Below are 22,835 nucleotides of genomic sequence, written 5' to 3'. Positions count from 1 at the left end.
CCCCCAAAGCCGCTGCCGGACAAAAATATCCTTTCCCCGCCATATCCTTGAGCAATCTTCACAAGTCGGTTACAAGTCTCCCGTTGCCGCCGTCTAGGGCGGCACGCCGGCTGTTTTTCCTTTTTTTATGCAAGACATACGGAACCCCCCATGTCAAAAGTCGTCATCATTACTACCGGCGGCACCATCGCCATGCAGCATGACAGCGTGACCGGCGCGGCCGTGCCCGCTGTCAGCGGTGCGGACCTTGTCCGGGCCATCCCCGGCCTGGGCAGCGTCTGCGATCTGGAAGTACGCGAGTTCGACAACCTGCCGAGCCCGGCCATCACGCCTGACCACATGTTCCGCCTAGCGGCCATGGTCCGGCAGTATCTGGCCATGGACGACGTGAGCGGCGTCGTCATCACCCACGGCACGGACAGCTTGGAAGAAAGCGCCTATTTCCTCGATCTTTCCCTGGAAGGCCACAAGCCTGTCTGTTTCACGGCAGCCATGCGCTCCGGTGACGAGCTCAGCCCCGACGGGCCGCGCAACATCCTGGCGGCCGTGCGCGTGGCGGCCTCACGCTCGGCCCGCAACATGGGCAGCCTTGTGGTCATGAACGAGCAGATCCACGCCGCCCGCGAAGTCACCAAGACCCACGCCGCCAACGTGGCCACCTTCCAGTCCCCCTGGTGGGGCCCCCTGGGTGTGGTGGACGGCGACAGGGTCATCTTCCGCAGGGCCCAGCTGGGCCGCCAGACCTTTTTGCCCCACAGCCTCTGCAAAAAGGTCGACCTCATCAAACTGGTCACCGGCTCCGATGCCGCCTATCTGGACTTTGCCGTCTCACGCGGTGTGGACGGCATCGTGGTGGAAAGCTTCGGCCGCGGCAACGTGCCGCCCTATGTGATCCCCGGTATCGCGCGCGCCCTGGAAAAAGGGATCATCGTGGTCAACGCCACCCGCACAGGCGGCCGCGTGCTGGACGAATACGGCTATGAGGGCGGCATGCTGCAACAGCACAAGATGGGCGTCATCATGGCCGGGGAGCTGAGCGCCGCCAAGGCCCGCCTTAAGCTCATGCTCATCCTCAGCCAGTACGGCCCCGACGGTCGTCCCGATCCTGCGGAAGTGGCCCGTTACTTCGAACACAGCATGTGATCCCGCGGCGGGCAGCCCCGCCCTTAAAAACATATCCAATGGCCGGAGCCTCTCCGGCCTTTTTCATTTCCACCCTGTATGTCCCGGCCTCATGCCCAGGCCCGGAATCCGCTTGCATTCAGCCGGACCGGGCGCGATACTGGCAAAAAATCCGGCACCGGCGCCCCGCCCCGTGCCGGGATTTCTCCAACGGCCCGCCTTTCCGTGGCAGCCTCTTCCCGAGCATACCCCGATGGAGGGAACATATGCGTAGCTTGCTGACTTCGGCCCTGTGCGCCGCCCTGCTGTCCTGCGGCCCCGGTGTTGCCTGGGCGGCTCCTGCCCCCGATGCCGCGGACATGAGCAAACCGGCCACGGAGCACACCCATGCCGCCCACGCGGCCATGAGCAAAGAAGTGGACTTTGCCGACCGCCAGGATTTTCAGGATGCCCAGCGCGGCTTTCTGGCTCCCCTGCCGGACGGGGGCCGCATCCTCAACGCCGGCGGTCGCGAGACCTGGAACCTGGCCCCCTATGATTTTCTGGCCCCGGCCATGAGCCGCGACTTCCCGCCGTCGGTCATCATGCCCACCCAGGCGCCGGATACGGTCAATCCTTCCCTGTGGCGGCAAAGCCAATTGGTGCTGCGCGACGGCCTCTACAAGGTCGTGGACCGCCTCTACCAGATACGCAATGCCGACCTTTCCAACATGACCATCATCGAGGGCGACAGCGGCATCATCGTGGTCGATCCGCTCATCTCCGCCGAAAACGCCGCGGCGGCCCTCAAGCTCTATTACGCCCACCGGCCGCACAAGCCGGTGGTGGCCGTCATCTATTCCCACAGCCATGTGGACCATTACGGCGGCGTGCACGGCGTGGTGGACGAAAAGGACGTGGCCGCAGGCAAGGTGCAGATCATCGCACCCAAGGGCTTCATGGAAGCGGCCGTGGCCGAGAACGTGCTGGCCGGCAATGCCATGAGCCGCCGGGCCCAGTACATGTACGGCTCCCTGCTGCCCCCTTCGCCGCGCGGGCATGTGGGCGCCGGGCTGGGGCTGGCCACCTCCCGCGGCACGTCGGGCCTGCTGGAGCCCACCCGCCTCATCGCAAAGGATGGCGAGACCCTGCAGCTGGACGGCCTGACCTTCATCTTCCAGATGGCCCCCAACACCGAGGCCCCGGCGGAGATGCACTGGTACATCCCCGAGCTCAAGGCCCTGACCGCCGCCGAGAACTGCACCCATACCATGCACAACCTCTACACCCTGCGCGGAGCCAAGGCGCGCGATCCCCTGTGCTGGAGCCGTGCCGTGGACGAGAGCCTGCAGCGCTGGGGCGGCGAGGCGGAGGTTCTGTACAGCATGCATCACTGGCCCGTCTGGGGAGCGGAACGGGTGCGTACCGAGCTGGGCCTGATGCGGGACCTGTACCGCTACATCAATGACCAGACTCTGCATCTGGCCAACAAGGGCCAGACCATGCTGGAGATCGCGGAGACCCTGCGTCTTCCTCCCGAACTGCAGCGGGTCTTCAGCCTGCGCGGCTATTACGGCAGCCTCAACCACAATGCCAAGGCCGTGTACAACTATTATCTGGGCTGGTTCGACGGCAATCCCGCGCACCTGCACATGCTGGCCCCGGTGGAGGCCGCCCGCAAATATGTGGAATACATGGGCGGTGCCGATGCCGTCCTGACGCGGGCCCGCAAGGACTTTGAGGCCGGCCAGTACCGCTGGGTAGCCCAGGTGCTCGACCACGTGATCTTTGCCGAGCCGGACAACAAGGCAGCCCGCGAGCTGGCCGCCGATGCCCTGGAACAGCTGGGCTATCAGGCCGAGAGCGCCCCCTGGCGCAACTTTTACCTGAGCGGCGCCCGCGACCTGCGGGGCCTGCCGCCCGCCGTGCCCGCCAATGCCGCCGCCCCCGTCAACACCCAGGCTCGGGCCATGCCCGCGGCCCTGTACTTCGACTATCTGGGCGTGCGTCTGGATGGGGTCCGGGCCCAGGGCAAGACGCTGGATCTGCTCATCCGCCTGACAGATACGCAGGAAGGCTGGGAACTGCATCTGGCTAACAGCGTGCTCACGGCGCACAGAGCGGATCGTGACCGTCGTGCCCCCCTGCTCACCTGCACCCGCCTGCAGATGATGGCCCTGTTCGAAGGTTGCCTGACACCTGAACAGGCCGTGCAGCAGGGCCTGCTCCAGAACGCCGCACCGGTGAAGGAACTGCTTTCCCTGCTGGACAGCTTCCGTCCCGATTTTCAGCTGGTACTGCCGTAACCCATCCCTGCTGACGCCACACGGGAGGACGGCCACAGCGGTCGTCCTCCTTTTTTCTACACGGGGACCGGCACAGGGAACGTCTCGGGATCTGCCAAGCCCCTCGGGCATCAGACACGTCCCATGAAGAGAAAGAGCGTATGCAGGACGCTCAGCGAACAGAGCAACGCCTGCTCCACCCACGCCCCGCCCTGTCCGCAGCAACGGATCTCCAGGGCCCTATGACGGCAGACGGACATGCAGTCCCGGCACAGGGTGCAGCGCCAGTCCGGGCCAGCTACCTTGACGTCCCCGTCCAGCCGCAGGGCACCGTATCGGCAGACCCGCGCACAGGCCCCGCATCCCGTGCAGTGCTCGTTCCGGCGCAGACGCCACGGGGACAGGCGCGCCAGCAGGTTGGCCGTCAGCCCCAGCGGGCAGATGCCGCAACAATACACCGGGAGGCCCAGCTTCCGGCTCAGCCAGAGGGCACAAGGCAGCAGGGCCAGCCCCAACGCCAACGCGAAGACCAGGGCCCAGGGCCACGGCAGCCCGGCAAGGCGCAGGCCCAGGGGCAGGAGCAGGCTCACGGCCAGCAGGCCCCAGCGCATCTTGCGCCAGAGCGCGGGCACGCCCCGGCCGCTGCGGGGCCCGGCATCCGCCGCCCGGGCATCCCAGACGCCCAGATAGCACAGATGGCTGCACCAGGCGCTGCCCGCCAGCAACAGCGAGACCGCGAACAGCCCGGGCATGAAGAGCGGGCCCCCGCCCCGGTACAGCGGGCCGGAGAGGATGAGTCCCGGCACGGGCAGGTGCGGCACCCCCTGCAAAAGGAACAGGCTGTGCAGGAAAAGCCCCGCCAGCAGCTGACCGAAAAACACGCAGGAAAACAGTAACCAGATGCGCCGCCGCCATACGGGGGCCCGCCGTCTGTCCGCAAGCCAGCCGTAGACGAGGCCCGCCCACAGACCGGCCAGCAGGGCCTGTACCGCTCCCCAGCCCGGTACGAGCCGGTGCAGCAGTAAAAGATCAGGCCGCAGCCCGTCCAGCAGCAACAGCAGACCCGAGACAAGCAGACAGGCGAGCGCCTGGGCACGGGGACCGGAGACCTCGCCCCTGCGGCAGGCGCGACTGCGCAGGGCTGCGGCCGCCAGCAGGGTCAGCGCGGCCACCGCGCCCAGTATGCAGACCATCCTTAACCAGTCCTGCCCCAGTTGCAGACGCCAGCGGGCCAGGGCCAGCGTCGTCATGCCCCACTCCGCAGTCAGCCCCAGCAAAAAGACCGCGGCACTGCGCCGCAGCCAGGCCACCGGCCGCCAGAGCAGCCCGGCCCAGACCAGACAAACGCAAGCAAGGCCATGCTGCCCGCTGCGGAAAAAATGGGCTGCCCCCAGCACAAAGGCCAGCGAGGCCCCCACCAGAGCCGCGCGGCCCTTCCATCTCCCCGGCCGGAGACACGCCAGGGGCGCGGCCTCCATCTGCATGCTGCTGTCCATCCTACCCTCCTGCCTGTTTGCCGCCTGCCACGAAGACGGCCTGCCTGTTGCCCACCCGCTGTCCGTCCTCAATGCTCGCATCAGCATGAGCTGGTCTATCTTGCCACAGCGCCCGCCTCCAGGCTGTGCCCGCAGCCACATGAGCGCGTACAATCTGCTTTTCAGAAAAAATATCTGGGTGAAAGATGATGATAAAATACCTCGCACAGCAGCGAACGGCATGCTCCATTCCGCAAAATGGAACGATGGTCTGGTATCTCCATTCGAAGTAGAGAAGGACATGCTCTCCCGCAGGCCTTTCCCCACCATCTGTCATCTGAAAGAAAGGAGGTTCCATGCCCAGCCATACCGATCCCCTGTTCGACCGTGCCGCCGGTTGTCTCATGGGCCAGATCGCCGGGGATTCCCTGGGCGGTCTGGTGGAATTCTGCTCCCCGGCCACCATCCGCGAACGCTATCCCGATGGTCCCCGTCTGCTGGAAGACGGCGGTACCTGGAACATCCTGGCCGGGCAACCCACGGACGACTCGGAAATGGCCCTCATGCTGGCTCGTCTGCTGGCCGAAGCCGTGGAATACGATGCCGAAGAAGCCCGCCGCCGTTATCTTTTCTGGCTGGAGAGCCGCCCCTTCGACATGGGCCGGACCATCGCCCTGGGCCTGCGCGGGCATCCCGACCCGAACAGCCAGGCCAACGGTGCTCTCATGCGTGTGAGCCCGCTGGGCATCTTCGGCGCCACCCGCCACTGGCACGACGTGGCCCGCTGGGCGCAGCAGGATGCGGCCCTGACCCATGCCCATCCGGTCTGTCAGCAGGCCAATGCTCTGTATGCCTGCCTCATCTCGCAGGCCATCCGCAGCGGCGATTCTCCCCAGGACCTGTATGCCTGGCTGCTCAGGCTTGCCCGGCGGCAGCGGCTTGAGCCCTGTCTGTACGAGATCCTGGAGCTGGCGCAGCACGAAGCGCCTGCGGATTATGTACACAAGATGGGCTGGGTCCGCATCGCCCTGCACAATGCCCTGTGGCAGCTGCTGCATGCGCCCACGCTGGAGGAAGGTGTGGTGGATACCGTGCGGCGCGGCGGTGATACGGACACCAACGCCGCCATCTGCGGGGCCCTGCTGGGGGCCGTGTACGGTCTGGAGGCTATCCCGGCGCAATGGCAACAAGCCATCCTTGCCTGCCGTCCGCAGGCCGGACGACCGGGCGTGCACCATCCCCGTCCTGACTGCTTCTGGCCCGCCGATGTGCTGGACCTTATCCCCCGCCTGCTGGAAGACCGCCGCGATTTCCGCTGGGAACGCTTCTGCTCCACGGAAGACGACCTGCCCACGCTCATCCGCAAGTCCTGATGCCGCGGGACGGCCCGTTCCATGAAGCCCCGGCCGGACAGGCCGGACGGGAACGCTTTACACACTGTCCAAAGCCCGCCATAGTGGACGGATATGACGGCTGCATGTCCGCACAAGGAGGGGCTTATGGCTGAAACCATGCATGCACTGGTCTATCACGGTACCAACGACCTGCGGCTGGAGGAACGTCCCCTGCCGCAGATACAGGATCCGCGCGACGCCATCGTCAAAGTGGAACTTTCCAGCATCTGCGCCAGCGACCTGCATATCCGCAACGGCGCGGTACCGCGTGCCCTGCCCGGCACGGTGCTGGGGCACGAATTCGTGGGCGAGGTGGTGGCAACGGGCAGCGAGGTGCGCAAAGTGCGCCCCGGCCAGCGTGTGGCCGCCAATGTGGAAACCTTTTGCGGTACCTGCTGGTTCTGTCGCCAGGGCTACGTCAACAACTGCCGCCACGGCGGCTGGGAGCTGGGCTGCCGCATCGACGGCTGCCAGACCGAGTATGTGCGCGTGCCCTTTGCGGACAACGGCCTCGACCCCATCCCCGATTCCCTGTCCTATCAGGATGTGCTGCTGGTGGGCGACGTGCTGGCCAGCGGCTACTTTGGTGCGGAACTGGCCGCCATCCGCCCCGGCGACAGCGTAGCCGTGCTGGGGGCCGGGCCTGTGGGCTTGTGCGCCATGCAGTGCGCGCGCCTGTTCGGCCCCGCGCAGGTCATCGCCGTGGACATCCTGCCCAGCCGCCTGCAGCTGGCGCAGGAACGCGGTTATGCCGACCTGACCATCGACGCCGCCGCGGATGACGTGGAAGCGCGCATCCTCGACGCCACCGGCGGTCTGGGCGCCGATGCGGTCATCGAATGCGCGGGCGGGCACGATACCTTCCAGACCGCCTGGAAAGTGGCCCGTCCCAATGCCACCGTGGCTGTAGTAGCCATGTATGAAGAAGCGCAGAGCCTGCCCCTGCACCTGATGTACGGCAAGAACCTGACCTTCCGTACCGGCGGTGTGGACGCCACCCACAGCGCGGAGCTGATCCGCCTTATCGAGCGCGGCCGCATCGACACCAACCCGCTCATCACCCACAGCCTGCCCCTGAACAAGATCCTGGAAGGCTACCGCATCTTCGAACAGCGGCAGGACGACTGCATCAAGTGCGCCATCACGCCCTGGAAGCGCTGATCGCATCCGACTTCCGTACCCAAGGGCCCTGCGGGGCCCTTTTTTTATGGCGTCCGGCGGCTGATCCTTCTGCCCGCCTTGCTGTCCAACGCCGGACAGCCTCTTCTTTCCGCCGAAAAACGGAAAATGGACTTGCCTCGGGACAGCACTTCTGTCTACGCTGTTTATATTCGGGAGGCGGCTCCCTGCCGTTCCCGTCAGACCGTAACCGGAGTTGCGTATGGAACTGTTTTCCGTTCTGGGGCTGGCGGACGCCCCGGTGCTGCTGGCGGTGCTTTCGCTGCTGGCCGCGCTGGTGCTTTCCCTCTTCAGCCTGATCCGTCAGGGAAGGGGGCGCTAGATGCTGGCCGATGTCCTCATCTGGGGCGGCTACATCGCCCTGTTCATCTGGCTGTCCCGCAAGGGCAGCGGGCATGATGTCATGGTTTCGGGCCGCGTGGGTTTCGGCATCCAGGCCTTTGCCTATGTGGCCACCTATATCTCCGCCGTGGCCCTGGTGGGCTTTGGCGGTCTGGCCTATGCCTACGGCATGCAGATGCTGCTGGTGGCCGCCGGTAATGTCTGGCTGGGGACCTGGATCGTCTATCGCTATCTGGCCTGGCCCACCCGCCTGTGCCAGCGCAACCTGCAGGCCCGCACCCCGGTGCAGCTGCTGGCCAACGGCCACCGCAGCCCCCTGCTGGGCCGCTGTCTGGCCCTGATCTTTGCCGTGTTCCTGGGCGTCTATGCATCGGCCGTCATCAAGGGGGCGGCCCTGCTGCTGGCCCAGATCATGCCTGTGCCCGTCTGGCTGCTGGTCTGGATCGTGGCCCTGCTGGTGGCCGCGGCCATCTATATGGGCGGCCTGCGCGGCGTGCTCTATACCGAAGCCATGCAGGGCTTTGTCATGCTGGTGGGCATCTGCATGCTCACCGTGGCCGTGTTCGACAAAGTTGGCGGCCCGGTGGAAGGCATGGCCCGGCTGGCGGAACTGGCGCCCACCGCCACGGCCAACACGGGCTTCGTCTCGCTGGCCGACGGCGGACAGGGATGGTTCATCATCTCGCTGGTCATCGTCACGTCCGTGGCGGTCTGGGCCCAACCCCAAATGATCCAGCGCCATTTTGCCCTCAACTCCGCCCGGCAGGTCAACCGCATCACGCCGCTGGCCATGCTGGTGCTGACCGTGCTGGTGGGCGGTGCCTACTATGTGGCCAGCCTGGCCCGCCTGTTCATGCCCGAAGTGGCCTCGCCCGATGACGTCATGCCCGCCCTGGTCAAGATGCTGCTGCCCGACATCGGTTTGCAGCTCTTCGTGCTGGCCATCGTCTCGGCTTCCCTGTCCACGGCCACGGCCATCTTCCACATCGCCGTGGCGGCCATCGCCGAAGACCTGCCGGGCCGCAAGACCTCGCGCGGCATGTGGTTCGCGGGCATCGTCTTCTGTGTGCTGCTCAGCGGCGGCTGTGCCCAGATCAAGGGTCAGATCATCGCCATGCTCTGCACCACCAGCTGGAGCATCGTGGGCTCCACGGTACTGGTGGCCTATGTGGCTCTGGTGCGCTTCGGCAAGCGCAGCAGCCTGGCCGCCTGGTGCAGCTGCGTTGCGGGCTTCGTGAGCTGCATGCTCTGGTACCTCATGACGCACCCGCAATTCGCCATCCTGCCCATGCCCTGGCCTTCGCTGGCCGCGCTGCCGCCCTTCTTCGTGGGTTTTGCCTTTTCGCTGGCCGGCTGGGGGATCGGCTGGGCCCTGGACGGCGAAGGCCGCCGGAACTCCTCATTCTGGCCCGCGGGCATGAAGCCCGGGATGTAATTCTTGAAACACGGGGGAGGGGCCCACGGCGACTGCTGAAAAGGAGCCGGAACGGATATGACGGGGCGGGCAAGCCCCTGCCGGACAGGCACCAGCAAGAATCTTTTCCGGAATCGCCCCCCAAGGCATGGGAGACGGACAGCCCTCCTAAAAAAACGCCCTAAAAGGCAGGCCCTCCGCATGATGGCCTGCCCCTGAAAACGCGAAAAAGACCGGTGGCCTCAGCTGGGCCGCCGGTCTTTTTATATCTGTCATGATCCGTGATGATCGTATCTGCACTTACCGTCCCTGCGGGCAAAAGTGGCAAGAATGCGTGCCAAGCTCCTGCCGGTCGTCCGCCATGCGCGTCGCCGCCTCAGGCCGTCGCACCGCCCTGTTTTTTTCGCAGCCACGCGGCCCGTGCCTGATGCAGCAAGGCCAGCTGCCCGGGGATGACATCCTGCCGTCGGAAATGCCGCTCCACGGTCCGGCGGGCGGCAAGGGACAGCTCCGCCAGCTGGTGCGGTTGCGCCAGTATCCCCGCCAGTGTGGGGACCAGATCCGCCGCCCCGCACCAAAGGCCTCCCCCGCCCTCCTGCAACAGGGGCCAACGTGCGGCATCGCCCGCCAGCACCGGCACCACACCGCAGCTCATGGCTTCCAGCAGCACCGGCGCGGAAAGGCACGCTGCCGCCGGGGCCGTGATGACGGTCGCCGTGCGGAGCAGATCCCGATAGGCCTGCAGGGAGAGGCGCTCCGGCACCTCGATCCCCGTCGGCAGGGAAAGGCCAAGCTCCGCCAGCGATTCCCGCCCTGCCGCGCTTTCACACAGCAGCACCAGACGACAGCCCGGGCACTGTGCCAGCAGGGCTTCCGCCAGGCGCAGCATCTGCCAGACATCCGCCGCGTCCCGGGCAGCGCACAGAATCCGGGTTCCGGCTTGCGGGCCGGATGCCCCGTTTGGAGTGAGAGGAGAAAAATAGTCCGTATCTACAGGATACGGCAAGCTTACGACGCCCCGCGGTTCCTGATCGCGGTTTTCCGCTTCTGCCGTCAGCCTGATGACCAGATCGCTCTGCTGCATCTGGCGGCATTGCAGCAAGTGACGGACAAGCCCTTTGCCGTCCCCGGCAAGCCCGTCGGACGGCAAACTTTCCGCAAAGCAGGCCACAAAGGCATCACGAAAGGCATCCCTGAGGAACAGTCCCTGCTCCAGTGCGGAAGACAGCAGCACCATATCCGGCACAAAACCGCTTTGCCGCAGCAGACCGAAAGCCTGCAGAGCCTGCCGTCCCATCTCCACGGCCCTGTCCAGAGACGTGCCCGCCCCGTCCCCCGCAAGACGCCGGGAGCGGGAGGGGGAAAGGACCACATGCCGCACCCCGGGCACACTGAAATCCCGTCTGCCCCGGCAGGAGGCAAAAAGGATCTCATGCCCCGGCTGCGCGGCAAAAGCTGCCAGCAACGGGCCCAGATCCCCCGGGAAGGTATGGTTGACGAACAGGATGCGCATGGGAGCTCCCGCGGATGCTGCCAAAAGGCGGGACGGCCTTCAAGACCGCCCCGCCGTGTATATAAAGGTTAACCGTTGCTGTGTTCCAGGGTAAAGACCTGCTGCTGTACGGCCTCGCTGGCCGGGTCGCTGGTCTCCACCGGTGTCAGATTGGTTTCCAGCGTCAGGCCGCCATCGGCTTCGGCCCCGCCGTTGAAATCATAGCTGCCATCATCCTGCTTCATCCAGCGGTCATCCAGGTGGAGTGTCTCTTCTCCGGCCTCGTTGACCCCCAGCGTGATGCCGTACCTGTCGGCCAGATCCTTGATGCTGGTCAGGCTCAGGGCATTCTCGCCCTTCAGCAGTACCTCGATGCCGCTGACGAGAGGCTTGTCGCTGCCGGTATTGCTCAGCAATCCGTCCAGCGTCAGGCTCGTATCGTCAGAGACCATGAAGTCGATGCCGCTGCCGCCGCTGACCAGATAATCCTGCTGGTCGTAGACGATGATGTCGTTACCGGATCCCGCGAACAGGCTGTCGCGGCCGCTGCCGCCGTCAAGAAAGTCATCACCGCCGCCGGCAAAGAGGAAATCGTCGCCAGCGCCGCCCACGAGTCTGTCGTCACCATCCTGCGGGGATTCCAGGGTCTTTTCCAGATGGTCGGCGAACTCAGTCAGTCCATCGGCATCAAGGCCTTCCAGTGCCGCTGTCATGCCATCCGCCGAAGCATCTGTCTCCAGACTGCCTGCCAGGACACCCAGACTGTTCCGGTCGCCATCACCGAACAGCAGATCATGCCCTTCACCGCCTTCCAGCAGGTCCTGGCCCAGGCCGCCATACAGGACATCATCACCGCCATCACCATAGAGGGAATCGTCCCCCTCATGGCCGACCAGTGTGTCTTGCCCCGCTAGGCCATGCAACAGGCTCTGCTCCGCGTCGGCCTGAAGGACATCATTGCCGGCCCCGGCGTTTTCCGTACTGTCGAAGCGGGTCAGATCCAGAGTGATCACCTTGTCCGTCACACCGCCATGTCCGTCACTGACGCGGATGGTGAAGTTGTCCTCCGTGGCCTCACCGCGGCGATCTGGATCCAGCGTATAGCTGAACGTGCCATCTTCATGCACCGTCACTATGCCAAAGGCAGCCATGGCCACTTCTGCCCCGGTAGCAAGGCTGAAATTCAGCCGGACGCCCTCGGGGCTGTTGTCCGAGGCCTTCAGCGAACCGGCAACCGTGCCCGCCAGCAGATCGAAGGGACCGAACTCCGGTTCCTGCGCTTCCGGCGGCGTATTGGTGCTGGTCAGGGGCAAGGAGACCTGCTGGTCCACCGTACCGTGCCCGTCATCCACCACCAGGGTCACCTCATGCGTTCCTGTGGCTCCGGGCTCCATACCGGCGGTCAGGTCCGGCAAGATCTCGTAATGCAGCGTTCCGTCATAGCTGTAGCGAACGCCTCCGATATCCACGGGATCGGCGCCGATGGGGATCAGCTCGTCGCCCGCACGCACGAAGACGGTCAGGCTGTCGGCATTGCTGTCGGTGATGGCAACAGTGCCGACGTTAGTGTCTTCGCCGGGAGTACCCTTCTCCCCGATGACGGGAGGGAGATTGGTACTTTCGATGGTGACACTGCCCGGGATCGCATTGCTGTTGGCCGTGCCGTCGCTGACCTGCAGACTGAAATCCAGCGAGACGGATTGGCCATGCCCCAGCGAGTCGCTGTAGTCCGCATCTGCCGTGAACTCGTAGGAAAAACTGCCGGTAGCCGCATCATAGACCACATGCAGTTCACCCACGACATTACCGTTTTCATCGAGGACAGCAAAGCTCTTCCCTTCGGCGGGCAGGCTTTCGAGCACGATATCGTCTTCCGTCTCCAGCGACAGGCCCCCCGACATATGCAGGGTATGCGTATCATTCGTGTCGGGATCCGAGATGACCAGGCTGCCGTCCGTCCTTTCTGTCAGAGAGGGCGCATCATTGCTGCCGGTGATGGTCACGGTCACGTTACCGGGATCCGAAACAGCTCCGAACTTGTCCGAGGCCTGTACCCGGAAGGTTTCTTGGTCCTGTTCTCCGGCGCCCAGATGCTGATCCCTGTTCGCCGTATAGGTGATGGTGCCGTCGGCATGGATGATGGCCGTCCCGTATTGCGTGGTCAGGGTCTTGCCATCCGGCGAAAGGCTCCAGCCCTTTTCGATCTCCGCCTCGGTCAATTCCGCAAAGCCGTAGCGGAGCACATCACCGGCATCGGCGTCAGGATCATGCACAGCCACATTGATGCTTGTGCTACCGTCTTCTGTCACGCTTCCGGTCATGGCCTCCAGTTCAGGAGCGGAGTTGGTCCCTGTGATGCTCACGTGGATGGTCTGTTCGTGATACTGGCCGGACGCATCCTTCAGGTAGATCGTCTGCTCGATATCCTTGATTTGCCCCAGCTTGAGCTCCTTCACCGCATCGGCGTCGTTATCCAGCGTAAAGGTAAAGCTGCCGTCCTCATTGATAGTGAAGGTCCCGTAGGCCGTCTCCACCTTTTGGGGATCCGAGCCATCATTGCTGAAGGCGAAGCTGTAGCCGGGATCTTCTTCCGTACCCTTGTCATCTCTGTCGATGATAACGGTCTCGATCGGTCGGGTGACGGAGATATCCCCGCCCTCCTCGTTCGTCTGACCTTCCTTTATCAGGATAGTATCGCCCACACTGAACTGCGGAACGTCATCCGCGCCAGAAACGTTGACCGTAATCCGCGTGGAGGTCTCGCCCCCCTGCCCGTCAGAAGCCGTGATCCAGAAGGTATCCTGCACGATATCGTCGGGGCCGAGTTCCTGCACGGCATCACTGGAATTGTCCAGATAGTAGCGGTACACAGGCTCGGGACCGGAAAGGTCGATGAACAGGCGGCCGTACTGCCCCTGTGCCCACATGCCCTTGTCACCGCCCTCTTCGGCAGAGACGGCAAAGGACAGCTTGCCGTCCGGGCCGTCATCCGTAAAGAGCCCCCCCGTACCGACGAGCGCGCCGGACACGGAGCTGCCATCCTCCACAGGCTCCAGAGCAGGCACGGGGTTGACCGTGGGGGCATCGTTCGCGCCCGTGATGGTGACAGTGAAGTCCTGCTTCGTCATCAGGTCATCGTTATCCTTCACATACAGGCTGAAGCCATCCGAACCGGTCTCGCCTTCGGCCAGGTTGTCACCGGTATACTGATAACTGTAGGACCAGCTACCATCATCATTTTGATGCAGCGTCACCTTCCCCTTGGGAGTCTCGATGACGTCCCCATCCTGGTAGGCCTTGCCTTCGGCATCCGTAAGCTCCGTTGTGTCTCCGGCGTCCACATCGACAAGCGTGAGCTCGCCGGTGGCCGACGAATAGTCACCATTGCTGCCCGCCGTTTCCTGGACAGACAGGCTGGTGTCCGACGCCTGGATGACGGGAGCATCATTGGTCCCCTTGATGGTGACCGTGATGTTGCACGGGTCGTCACCGCCGCCGGGGTTCATGACGAGCTGACCGTTCCACATCAGGTAAAAGTCTTCCTTCAGAGAGTCTCCTTCCCCAAGGGCCTGGACGGCCTCATTATCATTATAGAGCGTATAGACATAATCCCCCGTGGCAGGGTCGATGGTCAGATAGCCATACTCGCCTTCCACTACCTGGGACTGGGGACCGTCAGGCGAGGTAGCGGCCCCGAACTGCGATCCTTCGACCGTGCCGGGCGCACCTTCCACCCGGTTGCTGTCCTGGCTGAGGCCGGGGTTTTCGGGGTTGGGTCCCACACCGCCGCTGACGGAAGCCTCCTTGTCAGAAGCCGGGACCTCCTGACCGGTCACGGGATCCCAGACCATGTCATCGGAAACGGGCTTGTGCGTGTCATCTTCCCAGATATGGTCTTCACGCCCGCCGTCGATCTCCATGTCATCACGCACAGGCGCGGTACCACCTCCTGCCTCATCCGCACCATTGATTTTCACCTCAATGGTCTTGTCGGCAGATTTCCTATACGGATCCGTGACCCTCACCGTGAAGTGGTCTTGGGCCATGTCCTCTGCTTCGAGCCCCTGCACCGCCTTGCTCTCGTTGTTCAGGATGTAGGTATACTTGCCGGTGGTGGGATCGATGGTCACACTGCCATATTTCGTCTGCAGTACGGTCACGGGATTGCCGTTATCGTCCACAAGCGTATAGGTCAGCTTCGACTTGTCCAACGTGTCGACATCATCGCCATTGGCCTGGCCCGTCACCGTCATACCGCCATCACTGCTGTCGAAATCGTTTTTGGTGACGATGATGTTCTTTCCCTCTTCGAACGTCCCGTCATCAGGCGCAAGAGTGGGCGCATCATTGGTACCGGTGACCTGCATGGAGATATTGCGATCCACCGTATGCAGCTCGCCCTTGCCATCAGTCACGGAAGCACTGACGGAGAAGTGATCCTGGACCTGCTGGCCTTCCGCCAGCTTTTGCGCCCCTTCATGCAGCTTATAGGTATAGTGGCCATCCTCATAGACTCTCAGGGTCCCGTAGGTCCCCATGTATTCCGTGTAGGAGCCCTGCTCATCCGTACCGGAGACAGCTCCCGTATTGGTGAGCTGCCAGTTCACCTGACCGCCATCCTGCATCGCCCCCCAGAAACTGTCGGCACGGGACGTATCCAGGGCCAGGTCCCCTTCAATATGATCAGGGCGATCCGGATCCACATAATCACCGGGCTTTTCATCGAATTCCGTCACATGGGCGTCAGGCTGGACGATGACGGCATCATCTCCCTTGCCTTCCAGCGTGAAGGTCAGGTCCTTGTATTCCGAAGTGCCCTTGAGCGGATCCGTGACCTTCACCTTGAAGGTCACCGTCCTCGTTTCACCGTCTGCCAGCCCGATGAGCTTGTCAGGATGGGTCACGGTATATGTATATTTACCAGTAACAGGATCCAGTTGCAGGATGCCATAGCCTTTGCTGTCAGCCTGCACCTGGCCGCTGTCCTCAAAACCGTAACGCAGGCTGGTCCCGCCCTGATGGGCAGGATCCTGGTCCGAGCCTTCCAGCCGGCCGCTGACGGACGGACGCAGGGTCCCCGCGCCCGTTTCGCCCAGGTCGATATGCCGGTCAGCCTCATCCCCCAGCTCCAGATCGGGACGGTTGTTGTTGCCCGTGACATAGATGTTGAGCTTTTGACCCGTGTACTGGAGCTCTCCATCCGGGCCACGATGCCGATCATCATAGGCGATGACTTCCAGCCCCTTCAGCAGATCGCTGACGTTGACCTTCTCGTTGGGATCCAGTCCGTCGCCCCAGTCATCGTTCAACTCGAACGTATAGGAGGCGCTCGTGCCGTCTTCGGAGACCGTCAGGGTCAGCGTACCGTAGACGGTCCCATCAGGCCCCTTCAAGGTATAGGTATTGCCGCCTTCGGTGTCCGGCTCAAGGATCTTGCCCTCCACAGCAAAACCGAAATGCTGCGTCTCCGGCGAGTTTTCCTGCCACTGCACGGTCATGCTGCCGGATTCTGCCGCGGCATTGTTGTCATAGACGGGATCCCGGGCATCATCTGTGAGATCTGTATCAGTATTGTAGACCAGGTCACCGGCATTGACGCTGATGGTATGCGAGCCGGCATCCACCAGGGCAAGGTCATTGCTGCCCTGGACGGTAAAGGTCACTTCCTGTGCCGTCCAGGCACCATGCTCGTCCTTTACATAGATGGTGAAGGTATCGCTCTTCTGCTCGCCTTCGGCAAGATCGTTGGCCTTCTCGTTGAGTTCGTAACGGTAGGTGCCGTCAGCATTGATGATGAGCTTGCCGTATTCCCCTTCGGCCACATTGTCCATGAAGGCCTCGTGCCGGGCCTCAAGGTCATCCGGGGCAGACTCATCCGTACCGTGCTTGCCGAACGCGACCCCATAGAAAAGGTGGGCGTTGTTATCGGCATCCGCACCGCTGACCTTGCCCGTATAGACATCACTGCCTTCGCCGTCACTCCCCTTTTCCACTACGGTGAAGGAGATGCCGTCCGAAGTATCGCCGTCCGTCACCAGCACGCCGCTACCAAAACGGTCGCCCGCATACAGCGCGTTTTCCAGACGCAGCTCCGGCACGTCGTTACTGCCCTGGACGACAACGGTGATCGTGCCATGTGCCACATGGCCGGCAGAATCCAGGCCGGGCACCTTGATGCTGAGCTTAAGTTCCTGCCCCTTGGCCAGATAGTCCACGGCATCGGCATTCAGCTCAAAGGTGTAATGGCCGTCGGCATACATGGTCAGCGTGCCGTAGTTGGTTTCATAAACCTGGCAGGTTCCGTGCTCAGAATCCGGCTCCCCGGCACGGGACGATTGGCTGACCGCAGCAGGCGTGCCACCGTCTTCACCTGTTCCGGATACGGAGAATGTGAGCCCGCCAAGATTGAAGTACGTCTCTTCCCCGTCAGAACGGTCGGCGTCGTCTTCCCAGTCCTTAATCGTCAGCTTGCCGGAGACTTCGTGGCGATGCTGCGAGGAATCAGTGATCTCGTCGCGGCCGACGGTCTCACTGGTCACATTATTGAACGAATCAGGATTCCTGTCCGTCGTAGCCGGGTCATCGGCAGCATAAACGCCCTCTTCCTTCACATAGACCGTATCCTTGCTGACAAGGGGGGTGTTGTCCTCGCCCGTGACGGGGAAGGTGATGGTCTCGATATCGAAGGCACCGTTCTTGTCCTGTACTGCCACATGGAAACTGTCAGGATCGGGGAGCGACTTGCCGTCATCCAGACGCTTGATGGCCTCATAGGCATCCTTATGTTCCGTGTCGCTGGGACCATACAGCTTGTAGCTGTACGTCCCGTCAGCGTTCAGGATCAGTTTGCCGTACTTTCCCTCCACCACGGTCTGGTTTCCCTGCATCGCCACGGGATCATAGCTGTCGAACTGGTCAGGATCGCCGCCGGAAACAGGCGTATCGCTTCGCACCACATGGAACGTATGGCTGTCCTTGCTATCGGCGTCTTCCTTCCCAAAAGTGCCCTTCACTACTCCGGGGACCCCGTTGAACGCAGGGATGTCCGTAATGGAAATAACGAAGTTGCCATCGGCATCGGCTGTGTGACCGGGCAGGGTCAGTTCGGGCTTGTCATTAGTGCCCTTGATGGTGATGCTGAACTCCTGCTCGGCGTATGCGCCATGCTCGTCTTTCACGGTCAGGGTGAAATTGAGCGTAATCTCTTCGCCCTGGTTCATGCCCTGGACGAGCGCATTCGCATCATCCACATCGAAATAATAGCGGCCGTCAGCAGCAAGATAGAATTCGCCTACATTGAGATCGAAGACCTGATACTCGCCCGCCGGAATCTGGAACTCATTCCCGGTAACGGCATCCGCGAAGTCGGCATCAACAGGCTCGATCACCTGCACGGTCCCCGCATATCCGTCAAGGCTGCCGTCGTCCTCTACAACAACCGCTCCCGCAAGGCCGGGGCTCATTTCGGCCCCGTTGAGCGTCGCGGAAAACGTCAGGCTGGCACCGTTATCATAGTCATCAGCCTGGAAACGGCCATTGATGATGTCGGAATACTCGCTTGCCTTGTTGCCGCCATCCACAACGCCCTGTTCCGCGGCCGAGATGTCCCAATCATTGTCCGTCACCGGAGTACGATCGCCCTGGGCATAGTCATAGCTTTCATGGCCGGTGAGGAAAGGCTTGTCATTGGAACCTTCGATACAGATGGTCAGCGTGCCGTCATCCTTACCACCGTTCTTGTCCTCAACGGAAACGGGGATCTGCAGTTCCCAGCGTTCGCCATCGGCAAGGCTGTTGAGGAACCCGTCACTGTTTTCCTGCCCCGCAAGAATGAACGTATACCGTCCGTCAGCGTAGATCGTGAAGGTGCCTACCTCTGTGATGATGGTCATGGGCTCACCGGGGGTGACACTCGTCACCTGTATATCGCGGCTGCCATCCGTCCCGTCCGCACGCGTCATGTGCAGGCTCTGTCCCTGCTGCAGACCGCAGCTGTAGGAAAGGTCCGTTCCATCCTCGATGTCAGCGGCCTGCAGCCGGCCCTCTACGGTCGTCGCGTGGGCCATCTGGCCGAGATGCCCGTCCGGGCCCACCGTACCAGGCGTCGTAGACTGGTTGCCCGCGTAATGACCTTCTTCCTTAAGATGAATCTCCGTATTGCTGAAGGTCGGCAGGTCATTGCTGCCCTTGATCGTGACCGTGACCTGCTCTTCATCATAGGCGCCCTTGTCATCAGTAACGCGTACCGTGACCTCTCCCTGCCAAGGAGCGTCAGGCCGCAATGCCTGCACGTCGTCGTGCGCCTGATTGATGGTGAAGGTATACTCGCCCGTCTCAGGATCGATGGTCATGGTGGCGAACCAGTCCCCGGGCAGGTGATCCGAAGGCATGGCCTGCCATTCTCCGCTGGCCGCGTCCAGATACATGGCCAACAGCGGGCTGCCATCCGACGCAAGCCCAAAGCTGTAGCGCAGCTCATGCCCGGCATCGGCATCCGTAGCCGAGGCATGCCCGGTGGCAGTAGCCGTCTGCGGATCAGGCTCCTCCCCATAATGCTGTGAGGACTCCGTGAGTTCCAGCACGGGATCGTCAAGAGACAGCACGGGCTGGTCGTTGGTACCGGTGATGGTGAACGAGACCTCCTGCTCCTGCCAGGCGCCCTTGTCATCCTGCACGAAGATGGTGAAGCTTTCCGAGACCGTGGCCCCTTCCGGCAGGTTGTCCAGCGTCGGCTGACCGTCGAAGTCCCAGTCCAGACCCTGCTTGAGTTCTTCCGGGCTGGCGTAGGTCGTCCCGTTCACCGTGACCGGGAAGGTCAGCGGGACATCGTCGCTGTTCTCGTGCAGCGTGTAGGTATAGGAGGCCGTGCCGTTGGCCGTTTCCGTCACGACCAGCTGGCCGTAATGCCCCTGGGCCGTGACGCTGGTCTGGCTGCCCGTGGTCAGCCCCAGATCTTCAGGCGTCGTCACGCCGGTACCGCCCGCCACGGCAAAATGCAGGATGTCGCCATGATCCACGTCAGCAGCATTGATGCTGCCCGTGACCGAAGCGGTCCCTGCGGCATCATTGTCGTAGGGGGTGTTCTCTTCGGGCTGTCCGGGCTTATCGACGGGCCTGTGATCGGACGTCGTCGTATCCCGGCCCACACCGGACTCATACAGCAGACCGTCCGGGGCGCCCACGGTCAGCGACGGAGCGTCATTGCTGCCCGTAATGGTGATGGTCACGGTCTCCAGGTTCCAGGCGCCGTGCTCGTCCTTCACATAGATAGTGAAGGTATCCGTGATGGTGGCCCCTTCCGGCAGGGCATCGATGGAGGAAATATCGAAGGTCTCGCCGTCAAGGCTGGCCGTCCCCTGCACGAGTTCTCCCTCTCCCTTCAGGGTATAGACCCAGGTGCCGTCGCTGTTCAGCTGCAGGGAGCCGAAGTTCCCTTCCACGGGCTCGCTGCTCTCCACGTCGCCATCCGTGGCGTCCTTGCCCAGAAAAATGTCGGCGTCAGGGCTCTGCGCCCCTTCCCAGCTGCCGTTCTGGCTCTTGTCACCGGCCACGGCACCGAACCACAGCTTGTGCCCGGCATCCACGTCCGCGCCAGTCACCTTGCCTTCCAGCTGCTGCGTGCCCTTGTCATCAGCGTGCGAACCGTCGTAGGCCTGATTTTCTTCCTCCGTGCCCGGATCAGTCACCACCTGACCGTCATCGGTACGCCCCACGCCGCTCTCGATGAGCCCCAGCTCGGAATCCGCATCCAGCGTGACCTCCGGCTGGTCGTTGGTACCGGTGATGGTGAACGAGACCTCCTGCTCCTGCCAGGCGCCCTTGTCGTCCTGCACGAAGATGGTGAAGCTTTCCGAGACCGTGGCCCCTTCCGGCAGGTTGTCCAGCGTCGGCTGACCGTCGAAGTCCCAGTCCAGCCCCTGCTTGAGTTCTTCCGGGCTGGCGTAGGTCGTCCCGTTCACCGTGACCGGGAAGGTCAGCGGGACATCGTCGCTGTTCTCGTGCAGCGTGTAGGTATAGGAGGCAGTGCCGTTGGCCGTTTCCGTCACGACCAGCTGGCCGTAATGCCCCTGGGCCGTGACGCTGGTCTGGCTGCCCGTGGTCAGCCCCAGATCTTCAGGCGTCGTCACGCCGGTACCGCCCGCCACGGCAAAATGCAGGATGTCGCCATGATCCACGTCAGCAGCATTGATGCTGCCCGTGACCGAAGCGGTCCCTGCGGCATCATTGTCGTAGGGGGTGTTCTCTTCGGGCTGTCCGGGCTTATCGACGGGCCTGTGATCGGACGTCGTCGTATCCCGGCCCACACCGGACTCATACAGCAGGCCATCCGGGGCGCCCACGGTCAGCGACGGAGCGTCATTGCTGCCCGTAATGGTGATGGTCACGGTCTCCAGGTTCCAGGCGCCGTGCTCGTCCTTCACATAGATAGTGAAGGTATCCGTGATGGTGGCCCCTTCCGGCAGGGCATCGATGGAGGAAATATCGAAGGTCTCGCCATCAAGGCTGGCCGTCCCCTGCACGAGTTCTCCCTCTCCCTTCAGGGTATAGACCCAGGTGCCGTCGCTGTTCAGCTGCAGGGAGCCGAAGTTCCCTTCCACGGGCTCGCTGCTCTCCACGTCGCCATCCGTGGCGTCCTTGCCCAGAAAAATGTCGGCGTCAGGGCTCTGCGCCCCTTCCCAGCTGCCGTTCTGGCTCTTGTCACCGGCCACGGCACCGAACCACAGCTTGTGCCCGGCATCCACGTCCGCGCCGGTCACCTTGCCTTCCAGCTGCTGCGTGCCCTTGTCATCAGCGTGCGAACCGTCGTAGGCCTGATTTTCTTCCTCCGTGCCCGGATCAGTCACCACCTGACCGTCATCGGTACGCCCCACGCCGCTCTCGATGAGCCCCAGCTCGGAATCCGCATCCAGCGTGACCTCCGGCTGGTCGTTGGTGCCCTTGATAGTCACGGTGAAGGACGCCTCGGCCTTGCCGCCCTGCCCGTCCTCCACACGCACGGTGAAATCCTGCCGCACGGTCTCGCCCAGGGCCAGGCTGTCGGCATCAGGGTCATCGTTGTTCAAAGTATAGGTGATGACACCGGTGTCGGCATCGATGGTGATGACGCCATATTCGGTGACGATGCGGTTGCTGCCGTCGGCAAAGCTGTAGGACAGCCGCCCGCCGTCGGGATCGCTGGCCATCACCTGCCCCACGACGACAGGCACACCGGGAGTGAAGACATTGCCCTGGATCTCCTGGCCTTCGTCGGTCTCCACACCGGATTCCACCAGGGTCATGTCGTTACCGTCCACGGCGATGATACCGCTGATCTCAGGATCGAGGTTCTGGTGCGGCCAGTCGCCGACCTTGTCATCGGCCCACTCCACGCCATCGCCAAAACCGATGTCCAGGCGTCCCAGATGATCGATGCCGTCCAGCAGGTCGCTGCCGCCGTATTCGTTATAGCGACCGCCGCGCGAGGCACTGTTGCTGGCGGCAGGACCGGCGGCGGGCATCAGGTTTTCGCCAAGGGCCGCGAAGAAATCCTGCCCGCTGATCTCCACACCATCCACCTGGAAGGAGGGCATCTCTTCCTTGGAGTACGTGGTGTAGAAGCCCTGCAACTGGATGGAAGACCCATCTTCAAAGCTCAGGACAAGATCGTCGCCATTGCGGGTCAGCGTCGCCGCATCCGCAGGAAAATCGAAGATGAAGCGCCCGTCAGGAGCGCTGGGGACGGTCTGTGTGGTGCCAGCAGCAGGCTTGGCAAGACGGATATCGGCCATGTGGGACCCCCGGATAAAAAATCGTGTGATCTGTCAAAAAAATATGAAAACGTCAAAAGCCCCGTACCGAAAGGGCTCGGGACAGGGCTCGGCTTTGCAAGGCACGCTCGGGGAGCGTCCGGCGTCAGACAGGGAGTAGGCATAAAAAAATCCTGCCACGCCAGATGATTGCACATACGTTGCCCCGGTAAGGAACACGGTGACGCAAATCCCTGGAATCAGGCAGGAACGCTGCGGCCATCCATCAATGACGGCCAGATGAAAATAAATACTATTTTTTCGATAAATATGTCAATATCCGCCGCCCGACGGCAGGTATCCGGCCCCGCCTGACGACACGGATCTCCCCGCAGGGCTGTCGGCCCCCGCCTCTCCGCCAGTACGC

Annotated in this window: 8 protein-coding genes; 5 read left to right on the top strand and 3 right to left on the bottom strand. The window is 62.9% G+C overall.

Annotated features, from left to right (window positions below):
• Positions 1 to 150 precede the first annotated feature (150 nt).
• Positions 151 to 1,143 (top strand): asparaginase, encoded by a 993-nt coding sequence (locus ACQRBR_RS04550; RefSeq protein ID WP_278900376.1) that lies wholly within the window; start codon positions 151 to 153, stop codon positions 1,141 to 1,143.
• Positions 1,144 to 1,388: 245 nt separating this feature from the next.
• Positions 1,389 to 3,407, top strand: coding sequence for an alkyl/aryl-sulfatase (locus tag ACQRBR_RS04545; RefSeq protein ID WP_427812405.1), 2,019 nt, complete (start codon positions 1,389 to 1,391; stop codon positions 3,405 to 3,407).
• Positions 3,408 to 3,517: 110 nt separating this feature from the next.
• Here the strand turns inward: ACQRBR_RS04545 and ACQRBR_RS04540 are convergent, their stop codons facing one another.
• Positions 3,518 to 4,882, bottom strand: a complete 1,365-nt coding sequence (locus ACQRBR_RS04540; RefSeq protein WP_427812404.1) for an ATP-binding protein — start codon at positions 4,880 to 4,882, stop codon at positions 3,518 to 3,520.
• Positions 4,883 to 5,217: 335 nt separating this feature from the next.
• Between ACQRBR_RS04540 and ACQRBR_RS04535 the strand changes: the two genes are divergently transcribed.
• The 3 genes from ACQRBR_RS04535 (at position 5,218) to ACQRBR_RS04525 (ending at position 9,211) form a co-directional block, all read left to right on the top strand.
• The gene (locus ACQRBR_RS04535) at positions 5,218 to 6,234 is read left to right on the top strand and encodes an ADP-ribosylglycohydrolase family protein (protein ID WP_427812403.1); all 1,017 of its coding nucleotides are present in this window, start codon (positions 5,218 to 5,220) and stop codon (positions 6,232 to 6,234) included.
• Between the two features lie 126 nt (positions 6,235 to 6,360).
• Positions 6,361 to 7,416, top strand: coding sequence for an alcohol dehydrogenase (locus ACQRBR_RS04530; protein ID WP_303740445.1), 1,056 nt, complete (start codon positions 6,361 to 6,363; stop codon positions 7,414 to 7,416).
• Between the two features lie 340 nt (positions 7,417 to 7,756).
• Positions 7,757 to 9,211, top strand: a complete 1,455-nt coding sequence (locus ACQRBR_RS04525) for a sodium:solute symporter family protein (RefSeq protein ID WP_303880839.1) — start codon at positions 7,757 to 7,759, stop codon at positions 9,209 to 9,211.
• Between the two features lie 355 nt (positions 9,212 to 9,566).
• Here ACQRBR_RS04525 and ACQRBR_RS04520 read toward each other — a convergent pair whose 3' ends face one another.
• Both ACQRBR_RS04520 and ACQRBR_RS04515 read right to left on the bottom strand, forming a co-directional pair.
• On the bottom strand, positions 9,567 to 10,703 hold the full coding sequence (locus ACQRBR_RS04520) for a hypothetical protein (RefSeq protein ID WP_427812402.1): 1,137 nt from the start codon (positions 10,701 to 10,703) through the stop codon (positions 9,567 to 9,569).
• A 68-nt stretch (positions 10,704 to 10,771) separates the two neighbouring features.
• Positions 10,772 to 22,450: a VCBS domain-containing protein gene (locus ACQRBR_RS04515; protein WP_427812401.1), complete on the bottom strand. Its 11,679-nt coding sequence runs from the start codon at positions 22,448 to 22,450 to the stop codon at positions 10,772 to 10,774.
• Positions 22,451 to 22,835: the final 385 nt, after the last annotated feature.

It is taken from the genome of Desulfovibrio sp. SGI.133 (assembly GCF_050313955.1).
Classification (GTDB): Bacteria; Desulfobacterota; Desulfovibrionia; order Desulfovibrionales; family Desulfovibrionaceae; genus Desulfovibrio.
Note: the sequence above shows the minus strand (reverse complement) of the source record. Positions and strands in the feature narration are given on the sequence as shown.